The organism is Micromonospora sp. NPDC023956, assembly GCF_040639195.1.
Lineage (GTDB): Bacteria > Actinomycetota > Actinomycetes > Mycobacteriales > Micromonosporaceae > Micromonospora.
Map to the genome: position 1 here is coordinate 1 of NZ_JBEZZN010000009.1, position 18,351 is coordinate 18,351.

Here is an 18,351-nt window from a genome sequence, read left to right on the forward strand (position 1 = left end):
GCCTCGGCCAGCACCCCCACCATGTCGACCGTGTCGATGACCACCGACCGCGGCGACCGCGACGACCGCGGCAACGACCGCAACGACCGCAGCGACCGCAACGAGCGGGGCGACCGTGGGCGTGACCGCAGCGACCGCGACAACGGCAAGGGCCGCGGCGAGCGGGAACTGCGCGTGCGTTACCAGGCCCAGCCGAACTTCTACTACTGCGGCCCCGCCGCCGCCCGTAACGCCCTGTCCACCATGGACCGGGACCTCTCCCAGGACGAGTTGGCCAAGGAGATGGGCACCACCGAGAACGGCACCGACTCCGCGCACCTGATCACCAAGGCCCTCAACGCCAAGACGGGCAAGGACGTCTACCGCACCACCGAGATCACCACCCCCGGGGCCGACGACAAGCAGACCGACCGGATGCGCGCGGACGTCGTCACGGCCATCGACAACGGCCGCGCGGTCGTCGCGAACATCATCGGCACCGCCACCGACACCGACGGCACCCCGCACTCCTTCGAGGGCGGCCACTACATCAGCGTCGTCGGCTACCGCGACAACGGCAACACCGTCAAGATCGCCGACTCCGCCAACCCCGACCACTCCTCCTACTGGATCACCACCGAAGCCCTCGCCGACTGGACCGCCACCCGCGGCTACTCCGCCTGACCCACCCGCACACCACGACGGGCCGACCCCCAACCGGGGGCCGGCCCGTCGTCGCGTCACCAGGTCTGCCACGTCAGGCCGGGCCGCCGTTCAGCGGTCACGGCCCGGGTGGCAGCCTTCGGTGGCCTCGGGTGGTGTCTGCCCGAGCCGGCCGGGGCCGGTCAGGCGGCGGTGGACCAGATGGCCCGGAAGGCCGCCGCCTCGCCGGCGAGCCACTGCTCGACCTGTTCCGGCTTGACCCCCTCGGGCATCCGGTGCGCCTCGCCCCGGCGGACGTCCACCAGGACCGGTACGGCGTGCGGCAGGACGGCGTCCATGTGCCGGCGCATCAGGTGCAGGGTGGCGAGGGCGGCCTCCGGGCTCGGCGCGGCCTCGTCGAAGTGCAGCCGGATCGCCTCGGCGTGGCCGTCGGCGTACCGCACGCCGAAGTGGGGGTTGATTTTGACCGGCAGGTCGCCGAGCATCGCGAGCGCGTCGCGGGTCCGGGCCAGGTCGACCTGCCCCGGCTCGCCGAGGGAGTGCAGCCAGCGCGTCGCGCCCGGCGTCAGTGCCTGGTAGAGCGGGCGCCAGCGTGGTTTGACCGCGTCGGCCACGCCCGCCAGGTGGGTGCCGCCGGTGTGGAAGGCGATGTCGGCCTTGAGCGCCTTGACGAACTGGCCGTGCGGGTTGAACCCGGATCGGCTCGCCCGTTGCCGGCGCAGTCCGCCGACGAAGGTGGCCTTGGTCGGCCCGGTACGGTCGACGTAACGGGTGAAGCCGAGCAGGGTGGCGTACGGCGGAAGCGCGGTGGTGAGGGGTGCGGACACGGGGACGTCCTCCCAGGTCAGTACCGAGATTAGTACATACATTCTAATCGACGGGTATGACATCTCCTAGGGTTCCGGACACGGAAAGAGGATCGCCCGACCACAACGGGCGACCCCCGCGACGGTCCGGAGCGCACCGACCACGTGGCCTCGGCCGACACGCGCCGGTCCTCGCCGTCACCGGCGCCCGCCGGGACGGCTCGCCCGCTGCCCGCCGGGACGGCTCGCCCACCACCGGCCCCGCCGACAGGAGGACCATGAACCAGGCGAGTCGACGTGCCCGCGACCTCGGGATCGTCGTGGGGCGCCTGCCCACCGGGCGGCACAACGCGATCACCGACGTCCCCGGCGTGCTGGTCGGGCACACCACCCTCGACGACGGCGCGGACGTGCACACCGGCGTCACCGCGGTCGTACCGGGTGAACTCGGTCCCGGGCGGTGGACCCTGCCGGCCGCCGTGTACCGCGGCAACGGCTACGGCAAGCTCGTCGGTTCCACCCAGGTCGACGAACTCGGCGTCCTGGAGTCACCGATCCTCCTGACCGCCACGCTGTCGGTGTTCCGGGTCGCGGACGCGCTGCTGGGGCACCTGATGGACCGGCGACCGGACCGCGTGTCGTTCAACCCCCTGGTCGGTGAGACCAACGACGGCCACCTCTCCGACATCCGCCGCCGCCCCATCACGGCCGCACACGTGCTGGCCGCCCTCGCCGGGGCGTCCGCCGGTCCGCCGGCCCAGGGCTGCGTCGGAGCCGGCACCGGCACCACGGCCCTGGGTTACAAGGCCGGCATCGGCACCTCGTCCCGGACCGTCCGGGTGGCCGGGCGCCCGGCGACGGTCGGCGTCCTCGTCCAGTCGAACTTCGGCGGCGTGCTGACCGTCCTCGGCGTACCGATGCCGGTCGAGGAGCTGGTCCCGGAGGCCGACCGGGCCACCCCACCGGGCAACTCGTGCATGATCGTGGTCGCCACCGACCTGCCCCTGGACGCCCGGCAGCTCGGCCGGGTCGCCCGGCGGGCGGTCTTCGCGATGGGCCGGGTCGGGGCGTCCTACAGCCACGGCAGCGGCGACTACGCGATCGCGTTCGGTACGGCGGGAGCGGACGAGCCGCCGATCCGTGACGAGGACGTCGACCCGGTCTTCGCCGCCGTCCTGGACGCGGTCGAGGAGGCGCTGCTCAACTCGTTGCTGACCGCCGTCACCACCACCGGCCTGGGCGGCCGGACCAGTCACGCCGTACCGCACGACGCGCTGGTCCGGCGGTTGTCGGCGGCCGGCCGACTGGCCGGCGGCGACGGTTCGCCCGGCCCGGTCGACGACCGGTCGGGTCACCCGGCGACCGGGTGACCCGACCGCCTCCCGTCAGAGCTGCCCGACGTCGGTGACCCGCACGACGGCCGCGCCGACCTCGTCCGAGGCGGCCAGGTCTACCTCGGCGCTGATCCCCCAGTCGTGGTCGCCCGCCGGGTCGTCCAGGATCTGCCGGACCGTCCACCGCTGCGACGACGTCTGGTCGATCATCAACAGCGCCGGACCGCGGGCGTCCGGCCCGGTGCCGATCTCCGGGTACGTCTCGAAGTACGGCTCCAGCGCGTCGGCCCAGGCGTCGGCGTTCCAGCCGTCCGCCGCGTCGAGTTCGCCGAGCAGGTCCCACCGGCGCAGGGCGGCCAGCTCCACCCGACGGAACAGCGCGTTGCGCACCAGCACCCGGAACGCGCGGGCGTTGCGGGTCACCGCCGGCACCCGGTCGTCCAGGGCCTCGGCGGCCTCGGTCGCGTCCGACGGGTTGCGCAGCCGCTCCCACTCGTCGATGAGGCTGGAGTCGACCTGGCGGACCAGTTCGCCCAGCCACTCGATCAGGTCGACCAGTTCCTCGGTCTTGGCGTCCTCGGGAACGGTCTGCCGCAGCGTCTTGTACGCGTCGGCGAGGTAGCGCAGCACCAGTCCCTCCGAGCGGGACAGGCCGTAGAACTGCACGTACTCGGTGAAGGTCATGGCCCGCTCGTACATGTCCCGGACGACGGACTTCGGCGAGAGCTGGTGGTCGGCGACCCACGGGTGCCCGCGCCGGTACATCTCGTACGCGGCGTCCAGCAGCTCGGCGAGGGGCTTCGGCCAGGTCACCTCGTCGAGCAGTTCGAGGCGGGCCTCGTACTCGATGCCCTCGGCCTTCATCGCGGCGACCGCCTCGCCGCGCGCCTTGAACTGCTGCGCGGAGAGCACCTGACGCGGGTCGTCAAGGATGGACTCGACCACCGAGAGCACGTCCAGGGCGTACGACGGCGACTCGGCGTCGAGCAGTTCGATGGTGGCCAGGGCGAGCGGGGAGAGCGGCTGGTTGAGCGCGAAGTCGAGCTGGAGGTCGACGGTGAGCCGGACCCGCCGGCCGGTTTCGTCCGGCTCGTCGAGCTGCTCGACCACGCCCCCGGCGAGCAGCGCCCGGTAGATCGCGATGGCCCGCCGGATGTGCCGGCGCTGGGCGGCGGCGTCCTCGTGGTTGTCGGTGAGCAGGTGACGCATGGCGGCGAACGCGTCCCCGGGGCGGCCGATGACGTTGAGCAGCATCGAGTGGCTGACCTGGAAGCTGGAGGTCAGCGGCTCCGGCTCGGACTCGACCAGCCGCTGGAAGGTCGGCTCGCCCCAGCCGATCGACCCCTCCGGCGGCTTCTTCTTCACCACCTTGCGCCGCTTCTTCGGGTCGTCGCCGGCCTTGGCGAGGGCCTTCTCGTTCTCGATCACGTGCTCCGGGGCCTGCACCACCACCCGCCCGATGGTGTCGAACCCGGCCCGTCCGGCCCGGCCGGCGATCTGGTGGAACTCCCGGGCCTTGAGCAGCCGGGTCCGGGTGCCGTCGTACTTGCTCAGGCCGGTGAAGAGCACGGTGCGGATCGGCACGTTGATGCCGACGCCGAGGGTGTCGGTGCCACAGATGACCTTGAGTAGCCCGGCCTGGGCGAGGGTCTCCACCAGCCGGCGGTACTTGGGCAGCAGGCCCGCGTGGTGCACGCCGATGCCGTGCCGGACCAGCCTCGACAGGGTCTTGCCGAATCCGGAGGTGAACCGGAACCGGCCGATCGCCTGGGCGATCATGTCCTTCTCGGCCCGGGTCGCCACGTTCACGCTCATCAGCGCCTGGGCCCGTTCCAGGGCGGCGGCCTGGGTGAAGTGCACCACGTAGACCGGGGCCTGCTTGGTGGTGAGCAGCTCCTCCAGGGTCTCGTGCATCGGCGTGGTCACGTACGAGAAGATCAGCGGGACCGGCCGCTCGGCCGAGCGGACGACGGCGGTCGGCCGCCCGTTGCGCCGGGTCAGGTCGTCGACGAAGCGGGTGGTGTCGCCGAGGGTGGCGGACATCAGCACGAACTGCGCCTGGGGCAGCTCGATCAGCGGCACCTGCCAGGCCCAGCCCCGGTCCGGCTCGGCGTAGAAGTGGAACTCATCCATGATCACCTGGCCGACGTCGGCCTTGGTGCCCTCGCGCAGGGCGAGGTTGGCCAGGATCTCGGCGGTGCAGCAGATGATCGGGGCGTCCGCGTTGACGCTCGCGTCGCCGGTGAGCATGCCGACGTTGTCGGCGCCGAAGACCTCGCAGAGCGCGAAGAACTTCTCCGACACCAGCGCCTTGATCGGGGCGGTGTAGAAGGTCGTCCGGTCGTCGGCCAGGGCGGCGAAGTGCGCCGCCACCGCGACCAGGCTCTTGCCCGAGCCGGTCGGGGTGTTCATGATCACGTTGGCCCCGGAGACGATCTCGATGACCGCCTCCTCCTGGTGGGGGTAGAGGTCGAGGCCGCGCTCCTTCGCCCAACCGGCGAACGCGTCGTACAGGGCATCGGGGTCGGCGCTGTCCGGCAGCGCGGCGGTGAGCGTCATAACCGTCCCATCCTGCCCGCCGCGACGGCCCGCGTGGTAGCAGGGGCCCCTGTCCACCGGAAACGAGTGGCCGGGGGCCCTGCCACCACCTCAGCGCCCTGCCGTCACCTCAGCGGGGGCGGCGGTGGTAGGTCAGGTCGGTGATCGGGCGGTCGGCGAGCAGCGCACGGCGCTCGAACTTGGTGACCGGGCGGTGCGTCGGACGGGAGGTGTCACCCGGCCGGGTCTCGACGAGTTCCGGGTCGGCGTCGAGGGTCTCGCGCATCGCGGCGGCGTACTCGGCCCAGTCGGTGGCGCAGTGCAGCGTGCCGCCCGGGGCGAGCCGGGAGCGCAGCAACGCCACGTGGGCGGGCTGGATCAGCCGGCGCTTGTGGTGCCGGGCCTTGGGCCAGGGGTCGGGGAAGAACACGTGCACCGCGTCCAGCGTCGCCTCCGGCAGCCGTCGGACCAGTTCCAACGCGTCGCCCTCGGCGATCCGGACGTTGCCCAGGCCGTGCCGCTCCACCAGGGCGAGGAGGTTGGCGATTCCCGGGGTGTGCACCTCGACCGCGAGATAGTCTCGACCCGGGTCGGCGGCGGCCATCGCGGCGGTCGCGTCGCCCATCCCGGAACCGATCTCCAGCACCACCGGGGCCCGGCGACCGAACAGGTCGGCGAGGTCGACCGGGGGTCCGGCCCCGTCCGGGACCGCGAGCCCGTACGTCGGCCAGAGGCGGTCCAACGCGTCGAGGTGACGGCTGCTGAGCCGCCCCCGACGTGGGTGGAAGGTACGGACGGTGGCCCGCGCCCGGGGCGGTGCCGGGGCGGTCGGGTCGTGGTCGATGGGGGTCACAGCGATCCGAGCCTACGCGAGGGCCACCGACGACCGGACGCGGCGTACGCCGTCGGCGGACGGGTCATCTCATACGGCGGGCCGGCGGTTCGACGTCCGGTCCGCCGCCGACGGGCCGGGAGGGGTCATGGTGTCAGTCACGCGCCGGGGCGCGGTGGTGCTGATGGGGCTGCTCCTCGCCGCCGTCGCCGTGCTGGTGGCCGCCGGTCCGGTGCGCGCCGCCGACGTCTACGTGCAGCTCACGCCGAGCCGGGTGGGCCCCGGCGAACCGGTCGGCATCCGGGCGAGCTGCCGTTCCAACCGGGACCCGGCCAGCGTCGAGTCGGATGCCTTCGGCATCGTCACCGTCCATCCCCAGCACGGGTACCTGGCCGGCACGGTGACCCTCCCGGAGCATGCCAGGCCGGGCACGTACCGGGTCAAGTTGCTCTGCGCGGAGGGTCCGAACGCCTCGACGATGGTGACGGTGACCGCGGGTGGCGGTCACCAGCCCAAGCCCCAGCCGCATCCCAGCCGCGGGCCGGCGACCGGCTTCGGCGGTACGGCCGGCGGCCCCGACCTCGGCGGGCTGCTCCTGCCCGGCGGTCTGGGCATCACCGTCGCCGGGCTGGTGCTGGCGATGCTGGCCGCCCGCCGACGGGGACCACGGACCCTTCGCTGATCCGCCGCCATGTCCCGCCTCCGTGCCATGCCCCGGCCCACCGTCGACGTCCGGAGGCTGCCGTCCCGGCAGCGGGCCGGTCGGCGCTGGCGGGTGCCGCTGGCCGTGGTGCTCGTCCTGCTCGGGGTCTTCGTCACCGGGGTCGGGCTCGGCCGGTCGGCGGGCCGGCCGTGGACCGCCCTGGCCGCCGGTGCCGGGTCCGAACGGGGCGCCCCCGACCCGCTGCCGGCGAGCCGTCCGGTCGGTCTCACCGTGCCCGCGATCCGGGTGACCGCCCCGGTGGCCCCGGTCGGGCTCGCCGCGGACGGCACCATCGCGGTGCCCCCGCTGGACCGGCACCAGGAAACCGGCTGGTACGACGGCGGTCCCACGCCGGGGGAGACCGGCCCGGCGGTGATCGTCGGGCACGCGGACACCACCTCCGGCCCGTCGGTCTTCCACGACCTGCGCCGGCTGCGGCCGGGCGACCGGATCGAGGTGACCCGTCAGGACCGGTCGGTGGTGGTCTTCGAGGTCACCTCGGTGGAGCGCTTCGACAAGGACGCCCTGCCCGGTGACCGGGTGTACGACGACTACCGGGGCTCCGGCCTGCGGCTGATCACCTGCGGTGGCCGGTTCGTCGGCGGCAGCGTCGGCTACGCCGACAACGTGATCGCCTTCGCCACCCTGGTCGGCTCCCGCGACTCCTGACCGGCCGTCACCCGTCGGTGGTGACGAGCCGCAGCCCGCCGATCCTGCCCCGCCGCGCGAAACGTGCGCCAGGACCCGCGCGGCGTCGGGCCGGCGGGGTCACGAGGTGCCGGCGACCTCCTGTACCACCTCGAACTCCAGCAGGTTGGCCCCGGTGGCGACCGGCCGGCGCTGCTCGCCGCCCGCACCGCCGCCGTGCGCGGCCCGCGCCGGCCCCGAGGCCCAGGCCTGGTACGCCTCCTCCGACTCCCACCTCGTGTACACGAAGTAGCGGGTTTCCCCGGCCACCGGGCGGAGCAGCTCGAACCCGAGGAAACCGGGGGAGTTCTGCACCGCGCCGCCCCGGGCGGCGAACCGGCGCTCCAGCTCCTCGCCGGCACCGGGCGGGACGTCGATCGTGTTGATCTTCACGACTGCCATGGCACCACCCTACGGCGGACGCCGGTCAGAGGGGTTCGACGGTGGGCTCCAGGTCGACGTCGACCACGATCGGGGCATGGTCGGACGGGCCCTTGCCCTTGCGGGCCTCCCGGTCGACGTAGGCCGCGCGGACGTTCTGCGCGACCTGTGCGGAGGCGTACACCAGGTCGATCCGCATGCCCTTGTTCTGGTGGAACATCCCGGCCCGGTAGTCCCAGTAGGTGAACGGGTGCGGGCCCTTCATCGGCGTGGGCACCACGTCGACGAGTCCGAGGTCGCGCAGGGCGGCCAGGGCCGCCCGCTCGGCCGGCGTCACGTGGGTCGAGTGTGCGAAGACGGCCGGATCCCAGACGTCGTCGTCGGTGGGGGCGACGTTGAAGTCCCCGCAGACCGCCAGCGGTCGCCCGCCGTGCAGCTCGGTGGCGAGCACGTCCCGCAGCGCGGCGAACCAGGCCAGCTTGTAGGCGTAGTGCGGGTCCTCCGGGGTGCGCCCGTTCGGGACGTAGACCGACCAGACCCGCAGTCCGTCGCAGGTGGCCGAGATCGCCCGCGCCTCCGGCTCGGGGAAACCCGGCTCGCCCGGGAAGCCGACCGTGACGTCGGCGAGCCCCACCCGGGAGAGCACGGCCACCCCGTTCCACCGCCCGTCGCTGTGGCTGGCCACCGTGTAGCCCAGCTCGCCGACCTCGGCCACCGGGAACGCGCCGTCCGGGCACTTGGTCTCCTGGAGGCAGACCACGTCCGGCGCGGTGCCGGCGAGCCAGTCGAGCAGCCGGGGCAGCCGGGCCTTCACCGAGTTCACGTTCCAGGTCGCCAGGCGCATGGCTCCAGCCTGCCTGATCCGGGAGCCGCCCGCCCGCCGGCCCGCCGGCGCCACCCGTCCCGTGGACCGCGTGCCCCGGCGCGGGCCACCCGTCCTCCTGCCCCGTCGGGCGCGAGCCGGGTCAGCTGCCCGGGTTGTCGCCCGGCCGGCTCTGCTCGGCCAGGAAGCGCTCCAGTTCGGCGCCGAGTTCGTCGGCGGTGGGCAGCGGGCCGCTCTCCGTGGCGAGGAGGTTCTTCTCGCCCCGTCCCCGCGCGAAGGCGTCGTACTGCTCCTCGAGGGCCTGGACCAGGGTGGCGGCGTCCTCGGTCTGGGCGACCTGCCGGTCGATCTCCACCCGGACCACCTCGGCGGCCGAGCGGAGCCCGTCGCTGGGCAGGAGCAGGCCGGTGCTGCGGGACACCGAGGAGAGCAGCACCTCGGCGGCGGCCGGGTACTCGGTCTGCGCGACGTAGTGCGGCACGTGGGCGGCGAAGCCGAGGGCGTCCCGTCCACGCTGGCCGAGCCGGTACTCCAGCAGGTATCCCACGCTGCCGGGCACCTGCACCCGCTGCAACCACGGCTCGTAGCCGGCGATCAGCTCGCGTCGGGTGGCGTGTGCGGTCACCCCGGTCGGCCGGGTGTGCGGTACGGCCATCGGGATCGCGTTGAGCCCCACGGTGAGCCGGACGTCCAGCCGGGCGGCGAGGTCGCCGACGGCGGCCACGAAGCGTTCCCACTGGAGGTCCGGCTCGGGGCCGGTGAGCAGGAGGAAGGGGGTCTCGTCGTCGTCGTGGAGCAGGTGCAGCTCCAGCTTGGGCTCGTCGTACTGCTCCCAGTGGTCCTCGACGAAGGTCATCACCGGGCGCCGGGAGCGGTAGTCGAAGACCTGGTCGACGTCGAAGGTGGCGACCGTCCGGGCCTCGAGGCTGGAGAGCAGCTGTTCCCGGGCCAGCCGGGTCGCGTTGCCGGCGTCGACGAAGCCGGTCAGTGCCTGGATGAGCACCGGCTGACCGAGGTCGGGCAGGTCGTCGGTGAGCTGGAACAGCTCCTGTGGGTCGAGCACCGGTCTGGACCTCCCTGGATGGTGCGGACGGGCGGCCGTGGGGCAACGGCACCCGGTACGGGAAACGCATTCGCCATCTTCGTGCATTCCGTCGCGTCGTGGTGGAGGGGGCGGTTCCGTCCCATTCCCGTCCCCCGTCCGCCGCCGTCCGGGACGGCGATGTCCCGGCTCGTCCCTGCGGTCGGCCCGGTGTCCACCGATCGGGTGAGCTGCCGTCCGGGCCACGCACCGGCTTCCGCCTGGGAGGTTCTCACCCGTGCGGGAGCGGTCCGGGCGGTTCAAGAGAAATGCCTGCCTCGCCAGCTTTGGCAGGTACAGGGACGGCACATGACGATCTAGCGGGTTTGATGGTGAAAAATGTGGGCAGGGCCATAGATCACCCAGGACCCTCCAACCGGGTTCTCTGCCTAGCCTCGGCGGATGCGTGACGATGACAAGATTCACTATCGACCCGCTCCCACCAGTGCAGATGACCGAAAGGTTGATGGCAGTTCAGCTGAACAGGTAAGCATCGGGCAGGAGCGCTCCGGGCTCCGCCGGAAGCTCAGCCGGGCCCTCGCCCGCCGCCCCGGTTCCGTCTCGCCCGGCCGGGCGACGGTCGCCCTCGCCTCCGCCGCCGCCTGTTGCCTCGGCCTGGTCGCCGTCGTCGAACTCCGGACGACCAGCGGGGGATCCACCGCCGACACCGCCGGGGCCAGCGCCGAACTCCTCCGGCGGACCGAGCAGGAACACGCCTCACGCGGCCTCGTCCGCACGCCGTCCGCCCCGCCGTCGACCCCGTCCGCCACCCCCTCGCCCAGCGCGTCGACCACCCCCGCCCCCACGGCCTCGCCCACCCCAAGGAAGACCACCCCGACGAAGAAGCCCACCCCGCGTCGGCCCGTCGACCCCGCCCCGGTGGCCGGCCTGACCGTGGCCCAGATGAACAACGCCAAGAAGATCGTGCGGACCGGCCGCGCCATGGGCGTACCCCGACGCGCGCTGGTCATCGCGGTGGCCACCGCCATGCAGGAGAGCAACCTCTACAACCTCGCCAGCGGGGCGCTCCCCGAGTCGCAGAACCACGCGAACCAGGGGCTCGGCTGGGACCACGACTCCGTCGGGCTGTTCCAGCAGCGGGCCAGCATGGGGTGGGGGACGGTCGCGGAGCTGATGGACCCGGCGTACGCGACCCGTGCGTTCCTGACCACGCTGCTGGCCGTGCCCGGCTGGCAGCAGATGCGGCTGACCGAGGCGGCCCAGGCCGTGCAGGTGTCCGCCTACCCCGAGGCGTACGCGCCGCACGAGCCCCGGGCGACGGTGATCGTGAACGCGATCGTGGCTCCCGCGACGTAGAAGGGCGTGGCGGTTGCCCGTCCGGGGTACACATGAGTGCACGTCCACCACAGGAGGGCACCATGTCAGCACTGATGCAGAAGATCAGCCGATTCCTCAGCTCCCCGAAGGGGCAGCAATTGGTCGACCGCGGTCGCCGGGAACTGGCCAAGCCCACCACCCAGCAGAAGCTGCGGGGTCTGGCCGCCAAGCTCGGCAAGCGGCGCTGATCCGCCCGTCGTATCTCGTCCCGCTGACCCCCGGAGTCAACCCGTGACCGACTCGACCCCCGTCGACGGCCAGTCCGTGCCCGCGCCCCGTCCACCGGCCGCGCCCGCCACACCCACCGAGCCACCGGCCGCCCCCGAGGCGCCCACCGAGCCACTGGACGCCCCCGAGGCGCCGCCGGCCCGGCTCTGGGACCGGATGCGGGACGATCCGCAGTACGCTCCGGAACACCTCGCCCTGGAGGCGGTCCGGCGGCTCGGTCCCGAGGCGGCCCGGTGGGCCGAGCGGGCGCGGGCCGAGCAGCCCGGCGTCTCCGCCGAGGCCCTCGCCGACCAGGCGGTACGCCGCTTCGTCAACCGGGCCCGGCTCTCCGGCGCGGTCTCCGGTGCCGCCGGCCTGCCCGGCGCGGTGATCGACGTGGGGGTGCTCGCCTGGACCCAGGCCCGGATGGTGCTGCACATCGCCGCGGCGTACGGGATCGACCCGCAACACACCGACCGGGCAACCGATCTGCTCGTCCTGCAGAAGGTGCACAAGGTGGCCGGGACGGCCCGGTTGGCCCTCGGCGTCGCCGCCGGCCGGGAGCGGGCCGGGGCGCTCTTCGGCGGCGGGTCCCAGCCCGCCCTCGGCCGGGTCATGCTCAAGCTCGGGGTGCGGCTGGCCCAGATGGCCGGGGTGCGCGCGGCGAAGCGGATGTTCGCCAAGGTGGTGCCGGGTGCGGCGATCATCCTCGGCACCTGGGCCAACTCCTCGGCCACCAAGGATCTCGCCACCCGGTCCCGGGCGCTCTACGCCCAGCCCGGCACCGGTGTGGTCCCGCCCCCACGCCAGCCCTGACCAGTCGTCGCTCGGCCCGGAACCCGTCGCTCGGCCCGGAACCCGCCGTCGGTCAGTCGGCGAAGCCGGCGGCGGACCAGGTCGCCTTGGCGAGCCGCTGCTGGCCGGTGTTGTTCGGGTGGAAGTGGTCGATGGTGTTGACGTCGTCGATGGTGAACCGCACCCGGTGCACGGCCCCACGGTCGTGCCGGCAGCGTGACCCGTACGCCCGGCACGCGGCGACCAACTGGTCGTTGTAGGCGTCGATCCGCTCCCCGAAGGCCCGGCGGCGCTCCCGGTCGGCCGCCGCCGTGGAGGTCGGGTTGGCGAGCAGGGCAGGACAGACACCACGCTGCCAGGACCGCACGGCGTCCTTGTCGGTGTGGCCGATCTCCCAGAGCCGGTAGAGGTCCGGGATGCTCACCACGAGCACCCGGGCCTTGGGTCGGCCCTCGCGCAGCGTCCGCAGCGCCCGGTCGACCTGTTGGCGGAAGGTCTTCACCGGCGTCATCGCGTCGATGTCCGCCCGGCAGGCGTCGTTCGCGCCGATCAGCACGGTGACGTAGTCGGCCCGGTCGCGCACCGCCCGGGTGGCCTGGTCGGGCAGGGCAGCGGCGCGGGCGCCCGCCTTCGCGTGGTTGTACGCCCGGCCCCGGATCGCCGGATCGAGGTCGAGCAGCCGCCGGTAGTGGCTGTCCACCCGCCGGCCGTCCCCGGTGGACCAGGAGTTGCGCTCGCAGGACGCCAGCACCAGGCAGGTGCCGAAGCCGGTGGTGATCGAGTCGCCGAGGGCCGCCATCGCCACCGGCATGCCGGGGCGGGGGGTGTCACGTGGCGGCCGGGGCGTGCCGTCGCCACCACCTCCACCGCCGCTCTCACAGGCCAATGCCACCAGCGCCGACAGGCTGGCCACGGCGGCGACCCAACGTCGAGGCATGACCTTCCCGTCTCCGAGCGCGGTGCGACAGCGGGGTCACCTTACGCGTCCACCGTCACTCCGGGGTCGCCTGCTGTCGGACATCCGGCACAACCGTCCGATGCCGGGAACGGTGTGGTAAATGGCCCAGTCGGTACGGCGCGGAGGTTAACCGTCGACGTTTCGGGTAGTTCGCCGGAATGACGCGATCGCAGCCCCGACGGGCTCGGGGCACCGTCGGCCACGCCTACAGCGCGTTGAACCTACGACTCGCCCTGGCCTCCTTCGGACTCGTCACCATGGTGGTCTTCGCCGTGCTGGCCGCCCGCACCGACCTGACCTGGCTGGCCGTCGTCTGTGGGGTGCTCGCCGTCGTGGCGGTGGTCGACCTGGTCGTCATCCAGCGCCGCCGGGCCGCCCGCCGTCGGGAGGAGCCGGGCGTGCGCCACTCGCTCTTCGAGTGACAGGAGTACGAGATGCCCATCGCCACCACCGATCCCACCACCGGTGAGGTGCTCAGGACGTACGACGAGATGCCGCCCGACCGGATCGACGCGGCCATCGCCGCCGCGGACCGGGGCTTCGCGGCGCTGCGCCGCACCCCGGTCGCGCAACGGGCGCGGTGGCTGACCGCGGCGGCGGACCTGCTCGACGCCGAGCGCGACGACATCGCGCGGGTGATGACCACGGAGATGGGCAAGACGTACAAGGCGGCCAGGGCGGAGGCGGCCAAGTGCGCCGCCGCCTGCCGGTTCTACGCCGACAACGCGGAGCGCTTCCTCGCCGACGAGCCGGCCGACGCGGCGGCGGTGGGCGCGACCCGTGCCGTCGTCCGCTACCAGCCGATCGGGCCGGTGCTGGCGGTGATGCCGTGGAACTTCCCGCTCTGGCAGGTGATCCGGTTCGCCGCGCCGGCCCTCACCGCCGGCAACACCGGCCTGCTCAAGCACGCCTCCAACGTGCCGCAGACCGCGCTCTGGCTGGGGGAGCTGTTCGGCCGGGCCGGGTTCCCCGAGGGGGCCTTCACCACGCTGCTGGTCGGCTCGTCCGCCGTCGAGCGGATCCTCACCGACCCGCGCGTGCGGGCGGCGACGCTGACCGGGAGCGAGCCGGCCGGCCGGTCGATCGCCGCGATCGCCGGTCGTGAACTCAAGAAGACCGTGCTGGAACTCGGCGGCAGCGACCCGTTCGTGGTGATGCCCTCGGCCGACCCGGACCGGGCCGCCGAGGTCGCCACCACGGCGCGCTGCCAGAACAACGGCCAGTCCTGCATCGCCGCGAAACGGTTCGTCGTGCACACCGACGTCTTCGACGCGTTCACCGAGCGGTTCGTCGCGCGGATGGCGGCGCTGCGGGTCGGCGATCCGATGGACGAGCGGACCGACGTCGGTCCGCTGGCCAGCGAGCGGGGCCGGGACGAGGTGGCCGCCCAGGTCCGCGACGCGGTCGAGCGGGGCGCCCGGGTGCTCTGCGGCGGCGAGGTGCCCGACCGGCCCGGCTGGTGGTACCCGCCGACCGTGGTGACCGGGCTGACCCCCGGGATGCGGATGTGGGGCGAGGAGGTCTTCGGCCCGGTCGCCGGCCTCTACCGGGTGTCGTCGTACGACGAGGCGGTCGAGGTGGCCAACGGCACCAGCTTCGGCCTGGGCGCGAACGCCTGGACCAGCGACCCGGAGGAGCAGGAGCGCTTCGCCACCGACCTGGACGCCGGCAACGTCTTCGTCAACGGGATGACCACCTCCTACCCGGAGCTGCCCTTCGGCGGCGTGAAGAACTCCGGCTACGGACGGGAACTGTCGACCCTGGGCATGCGGGAGTTCTGCAACGTCAAGACGGTCTGGGTCGGCGCGGGCGGGCCCTCGGCGGGGGCCGGCGCACACGCCGAGTGAGCTGGTGGCCGGGGTTCCCTGCCACCACTTCTCCCGCCCCGGGCCCGCTGCCCGGCCGACCCGGTTGCCGGGCGGTGGTTCTGGGTAGGGGTGCTCGGCATGACGGTGTTCGGCGTGCACGCCTCCCACGAGCAGATCCATCCCACCGCGCTGCTGGAGTCGGTGGTCCGGGCCGAACGGGCCGGCTTCGACGCGGCCATGTGCTCGGACCACTACGCACCGTGGAGCGAGCGCCAGGGGCAGTCCGCGTTCGCCTGGTCCTGGCTCGGTGCCGCCCTCCAGGCCACCAGCCTGCCGTTGGGCGTGGTGAACGCTCCCGGCCAGCGCTACCACCCGGCGATCATCGCGCAGGCGATCGGCACCCTCGGGGCGATGTACCCCGGCCGGTTCTGGGCCGCGCTCGGCACCGGTGAGGCGGCCAACGAGCACATCACCGGCGACCCGTGGCCGCGCAAGGACGTCCGTAACGCCCGGCTGCGGGAGTGCGTGGACGTGATCCGCGCGCTGCTGGCCGGGGAGGAGGTCAGCCACGACGGCCTGGTCCGGGTCGACCGGGCGAAGCTGTGGACCCGGCCGGAGCAGCCCCCGGCCCTGGTGGGCGCGGCGGTCAGCGTGGCCACCGCCCGGTGGTGCGCCGAGTGGGCCGACGGCCTGATCACGGTGAACGCTCCGGTGTCGCACCTGCGCGCCATGATCGACGCCTACCGCGACGCGGGCGGCCGGGGACCGTTGAGTCTCCAGGTGCACCTGAGCTGGACCCCGGACGAGGGGGAGGCCGAGCGGATCGCGTACGACCAGTGGCGCAGCAACGTCTTCGCGCCGCCGGTCTGCTGGGACCTGGAGACGGTGGAGCACTTCGACGTGGTTTCCGAGCAGGTGCCGATGGAGCGGCTGCGCGAGGTGGTGAACATCTCCGCCGACCTCGGCCGGCACACCGGGTGGCTGGAGGAGTACCTCGACCTCGGCTTCGACCGGATCTTCCTGCACCACGTCGGGCAGGACCTGGGCCCGTTCATCGACACGTTCGGCACGGAGGTGCTGCCGAAGCTGCGGGCCCGCTGACCGGGGCCCCGCCGCCCCGGACGGCGGTGGGCCACCTCGAAATGGTCCCGAGCGTATGACCCAACCACTATTCGCGCTGGGCGCAGCACTCCTCTTAAAATCGATCGACTTCGATTGCGATGGTGACGCCATCGCGGACCAGGGGAGTGCTTGATGATCAGACGGAAACTGTTCCGCGCGGCAGGCGCCGCACTCACGCTCGCGCTGTCCCTCGCCGGTGTCCAGGCCGTCGGCGGTGCGCCGGCCTCCGCCGACGTCGGGGCCGCCGTGCGTACCGTCCTCTACGACGCCAGCCGGGCCGGTGAGTTCCGCACCAACTTCGACCAGGCTGCCGCCATCTGGAACAGCCGGGTGAGCAACGTCCGGCTCCAGGCCGGAACGCCGGCCGCCGTCACCATCCGGGTGGACAACGGCTGGCCCCGCGCCTACGTCACCGGCCTCGGCCGGGGCACCGTCTACATGGGCTGGGAGGCGGTCAACCAGGGCTACAACCGGACCCGGATCGCCACTCACGAACTGGGTCACATCCTGGGCCTGCCGGACCGGCGCACCGGTCTCTGTTCGGACCTGATGTCCGGCAGCAGCGCTCCGGTCTCCTGCACCAACGCCTACCCGAGCGCCGCCGAGGCCGCCCAGGTGAACTCGCTCTTCGCCGGCAGCCGCGCCACCGCCGACGTGGCCGGCACCCACATCTGGTCCGAGGAGGCCCAGGACGAGATCTCGCCGCTGGTCGTCAACGGACGGCCGGCGACCGAGAACTACCCGTGGATGGTGTACTCCTCCGGCTGCACCGCCACCCTGATCAAGGCGAACTGGGTGGTCACCGCGAAGCACTGCCCGACGCCGGCCTCGGTGCGGGTGGGCAGCATCAACCGCACCAGCGGCGGAACGGTGGTCGGCGTGAGCCGGGCGGTCAACCACCCGAGCATCGACGTCAAGCTGTTCCAGCTCGCCAGCTCGGTCAGCTACGCCCCGGCGGTCATCCCCACCACCTCCGGCGCGGTCGGCACCGCCACCCGGATCATCGGCTGGGGCCAGACCTGCCCGACCCGGGGCTGCGGCTCGGCCCCGACCGTCGCGCACGAGCTGGACACCTCGATCGTCGCGGACACCCGCTGCTCGGGGATCAACGCCACGTACGAGATCTGCACCAACAACACCAACGGCAACGCGGGCGCCTGCTACGGCGACTCGGGCGGCCCGCAGGTGCGCAAGGTCAACGGCGTGTGGAACCTGATCGGTGCCACCAGCCGGGCGGGTAACAACAACCCGACCTGCGCCACCGGCCCGTCGATCTACGGCGACCTGCCGTCGATCCGTACCTGGATCAACACCCAGGTCGGCGGCCTGCCGGTCGCCTGAGCTGTCAGGCGGGGTCCCCAGCTCCCGGCGGAGCTGGGGACCCCTGCACCCACCGCCCGGCGCGACGTCGCGCCGGGCGGTGCTGCTGTGGGCGGTGCCGACGGGGTGCGCTCGGGGTCAGGCCGGCGGTAGGCCGGCGGTCAGTTCGGCGGCGTGCCGGAGGTCGTCGGCCGCCCGGTCGCGTTGCAGTTCGGACAGGGGGACGCGGTGGGCCCGGTCCAGCGCCGTCCGGGCCGTGTCCGGATCGTCGAGCGCCATCGCGATCTCGGCCCGGTAGACCAGCGCCGCCACGCCCAGCACCGGGTCGTCGTCGGCGTCCGACCGGGCCAGCGCACCGTCGAGGATCTTCGCCGCCTGTCGGTGGTCACCCCGGGAGTCGGCCTGCACGATGGCGTTGCGCAGGGCTTCCGCCAGCCGGCCGGGCGGAGCCCCGGTCCGGTCCTCCGTCCGAGCGGGCGTGAGCGGCGGACCGTCGACCCCGGCCGACGGCCCGGTGCCCGGGCGGGCCGAGACGCGGATCCAGTTGCCGCCGGGGTCGACCACGCTGAACCCGGTCAGCCCGTCGGCGTTCTTCCGGGGTCGGGGTCGTGTCATCCGGGGGATGCCGGCCACCGGCACCCGGCCGTACGCGGCCCGCAGGCCCTCGGCGAAGGCCGCGTGCAGGGCCGCGACGTCGGGGACGAGCACCAGGCAGCTGCCGTACGAGGTCGCCGGGTCGAAGTCCGGCAGACCGAAGAAGTGCAGGTGCAGGTCCTCCCGCTGGAGGGCGACGTAGGGGTGGGGTCGGCTCTGCCGGTGGGTGACCCGGAATCCGAGGACCTGGTAGAAGTCGGCAACGGTGTCGATGGAGCCACAGGGCAGCAGCGGCACGGTGAGTTCGTCGGCCATGCGGTCTTTCTAGCCCCGGCGCACGTCCACACGCACATGACACTGACCGATCGGTGACCGCGTTCGG

Annotated in this window: 19 protein-coding genes; 11 read left to right on the forward strand and 8 right to left on the reverse strand. The window is 73.1% G+C overall.

Annotated features, from left to right (window positions below):
- Positions 1 to 36 precede the first annotated feature (36 nt).
- Positions 37 to 663 carry a C39 family peptidase gene (locus AB0F58_RS18265; protein WP_357144512.1) on the forward strand — a complete coding sequence of 209 codons (627 nt, stop codon included), beginning with the start codon at positions 37 to 39 and terminating at the stop codon, positions 661 to 663.
- A gap of 161 nt (positions 664 to 824) precedes the next feature.
- On the opposite strand, the gene AB0F58_RS18270 is transcribed toward AB0F58_RS18265, so the two are convergent.
- Positions 825 to 1,469: a hypothetical protein gene (locus AB0F58_RS18270; RefSeq protein ID WP_357143821.1), complete on the reverse strand. Its 645-nt coding sequence runs from the start codon at positions 1,467 to 1,469 to the stop codon at positions 825 to 827.
- 257 nt (positions 1,470 to 1,726) lie between these two features.
- Between AB0F58_RS18270 and AB0F58_RS18275 the strand changes: the two genes are divergently transcribed.
- The gene (locus AB0F58_RS18275) at positions 1,727 to 2,818 is read left to right on the forward strand and encodes a P1 family peptidase (RefSeq protein ID WP_357143824.1); all 1,092 of its coding nucleotides are present in this window, start codon (positions 1,727 to 1,729) and stop codon (positions 2,816 to 2,818) included.
- 15 nt (positions 2,819 to 2,833) lie between these two features.
- Here the strand turns inward: AB0F58_RS18275 and AB0F58_RS18280 are convergent, their stop codons facing one another.
- Complete coding sequence (locus tag AB0F58_RS18280) at positions 2,834 to 5,341, reverse strand: DUF3516 domain-containing protein (RefSeq protein ID WP_357143826.1); 2,508 nt, start codon at positions 5,339 to 5,341, stop codon at positions 2,834 to 2,836.
- Positions 5,342 to 5,450: 109 nt separating this feature from the next.
- Positions 5,451 to 6,164 (reverse strand): tRNA (guanosine(46)-N7)-methyltransferase TrmB, encoded by a 714-nt coding sequence (gene trmB / locus AB0F58_RS18285; RefSeq protein WP_357144515.1) that lies wholly within the window; start codon positions 6,162 to 6,164, stop codon positions 5,451 to 5,453.
- 136 nt (positions 6,165 to 6,300) lie between these two features.
- On the opposite strand from trmB, the gene AB0F58_RS18290 reads away from it, so the two are divergent.
- Both AB0F58_RS18290 and AB0F58_RS18295 read left to right on the forward strand, forming a co-directional pair.
- Positions 6,301 to 6,834: a hypothetical protein gene (locus AB0F58_RS18290; protein ID WP_357143828.1), complete on the forward strand. Its 534-nt coding sequence runs from the start codon at positions 6,301 to 6,303 to the stop codon at positions 6,832 to 6,834.
- Between the two features lie 27 nt (positions 6,835 to 6,861).
- A complete protein-coding gene (locus AB0F58_RS18295; RefSeq protein ID WP_357144518.1) occupies positions 6,862 to 7,524 on the forward strand; it encodes a class F sortase in 663 nt (220 codons plus the stop codon).
- Positions 7,525 to 7,623: 99 nt separating this feature from the next.
- Here AB0F58_RS18295 and AB0F58_RS18300 read toward each other — a convergent pair whose 3' ends face one another.
- The 3 genes from AB0F58_RS18300 to AB0F58_RS18310 all read right to left on the reverse strand — a co-directional run bounded on the left by AB0F58_RS18300 (position 7,624) and on the right by AB0F58_RS18310 (position 9,809).
- Positions 7,624 to 7,944 (reverse strand): antibiotic biosynthesis monooxygenase, encoded by a 321-nt coding sequence (locus AB0F58_RS18300; protein ID WP_357143831.1) that lies wholly within the window; start codon positions 7,942 to 7,944, stop codon positions 7,624 to 7,626.
- 25 nt (positions 7,945 to 7,969) lie between these two features.
- A complete protein-coding gene (locus tag AB0F58_RS18305) occupies positions 7,970 to 8,767 on the reverse strand; it encodes an exodeoxyribonuclease III (protein ID WP_357143833.1) in 798 nt (265 codons plus the stop codon).
- A gap of 121 nt (positions 8,768 to 8,888) precedes the next feature.
- Entirely contained in the window at positions 8,889 to 9,809 is a 921-nt protein-coding gene (locus tag AB0F58_RS18310; RefSeq protein WP_357143835.1) for a PAC2 family protein, read from the reverse strand.
- 420 nt (positions 9,810 to 10,229) lie between these two features.
- On the opposite strand from AB0F58_RS18310, the gene AB0F58_RS18315 reads away from it, so the two are divergent.
- The 3 genes from AB0F58_RS18315 (at position 10,230) to AB0F58_RS18325 (ending at position 12,188) form a co-directional block, all read left to right on the forward strand.
- A complete protein-coding gene (locus tag AB0F58_RS18315) occupies positions 10,230 to 11,144 on the forward strand; it encodes a peptidase M23 (protein ID WP_357143837.1) in 915 nt (304 codons plus the stop codon).
- Between the two features lie 62 nt (positions 11,145 to 11,206).
- On the forward strand, positions 11,207 to 11,353 hold the full coding sequence (locus tag AB0F58_RS18320) for a hypothetical protein (RefSeq protein WP_357143839.1): 147 nt from the start codon (positions 11,207 to 11,209) through the stop codon (positions 11,351 to 11,353).
- 154 nt (positions 11,354 to 11,507) lie between these two features.
- Positions 11,508 to 12,188, forward strand: coding sequence for an EcsC family protein (locus tag AB0F58_RS18325; protein ID WP_357144521.1), 681 nt, complete (start codon positions 11,508 to 11,510; stop codon positions 12,186 to 12,188).
- Positions 12,189 to 12,240: 52 nt separating this feature from the next.
- Here AB0F58_RS18325 and AB0F58_RS18330 read toward each other — a convergent pair whose 3' ends face one another.
- Complete coding sequence (locus tag AB0F58_RS18330) at positions 12,241 to 13,104, reverse strand: SGNH/GDSL hydrolase family protein (protein ID WP_357143841.1); 864 nt, start codon at positions 13,102 to 13,104, stop codon at positions 12,241 to 12,243.
- Positions 13,105 to 13,283: 179 nt separating this feature from the next.
- Here AB0F58_RS18330 and AB0F58_RS18335 point away from each other — a divergent pair, with 179 nt between their 5' ends.
- The 4 genes from AB0F58_RS18335 (at position 13,284) to AB0F58_RS18350 (ending at position 17,396) form a co-directional block, all read left to right on the forward strand.
- Positions 13,284 to 13,547 carry a DUF6343 family protein gene (locus AB0F58_RS18335; protein ID WP_357143843.1) on the forward strand — a complete coding sequence of 88 codons (264 nt, stop codon included), beginning with the start codon at positions 13,284 to 13,286 and terminating at the stop codon, positions 13,545 to 13,547.
- A gap of 12 nt (positions 13,548 to 13,559) precedes the next feature.
- Positions 13,560 to 14,972 (forward strand): NADP-dependent succinic semialdehyde dehydrogenase, encoded by a 1,413-nt coding sequence (locus AB0F58_RS18340; RefSeq protein WP_357143845.1) that lies wholly within the window; start codon positions 13,560 to 13,562, stop codon positions 14,970 to 14,972.
- A 99-nt stretch (positions 14,973 to 15,071) separates the two neighbouring features.
- A complete protein-coding gene (locus AB0F58_RS18345; protein ID WP_357143847.1) occupies positions 15,072 to 16,034 on the forward strand; it encodes a TIGR03885 family FMN-dependent LLM class oxidoreductase in 963 nt (320 codons plus the stop codon).
- A 153-nt stretch (positions 16,035 to 16,187) separates the two neighbouring features.
- Positions 16,188 to 17,396 (forward strand): snapalysin family zinc-dependent metalloprotease, encoded by a 1,209-nt coding sequence (locus AB0F58_RS18350; RefSeq protein ID WP_357143849.1) that lies wholly within the window; start codon positions 16,188 to 16,190, stop codon positions 17,394 to 17,396.
- 117 nt (positions 17,397 to 17,513) lie between these two features.
- On the opposite strand, the gene AB0F58_RS18355 is transcribed toward AB0F58_RS18350, so the two are convergent.
- Positions 17,514 to 18,284: a VOC family protein gene (locus AB0F58_RS18355; protein WP_357143851.1), complete on the reverse strand. Its 771-nt coding sequence runs from the start codon at positions 18,282 to 18,284 to the stop codon at positions 17,514 to 17,516.
- Between the last annotated feature and the right edge of the window lie 67 nt (positions 18,285 to 18,351).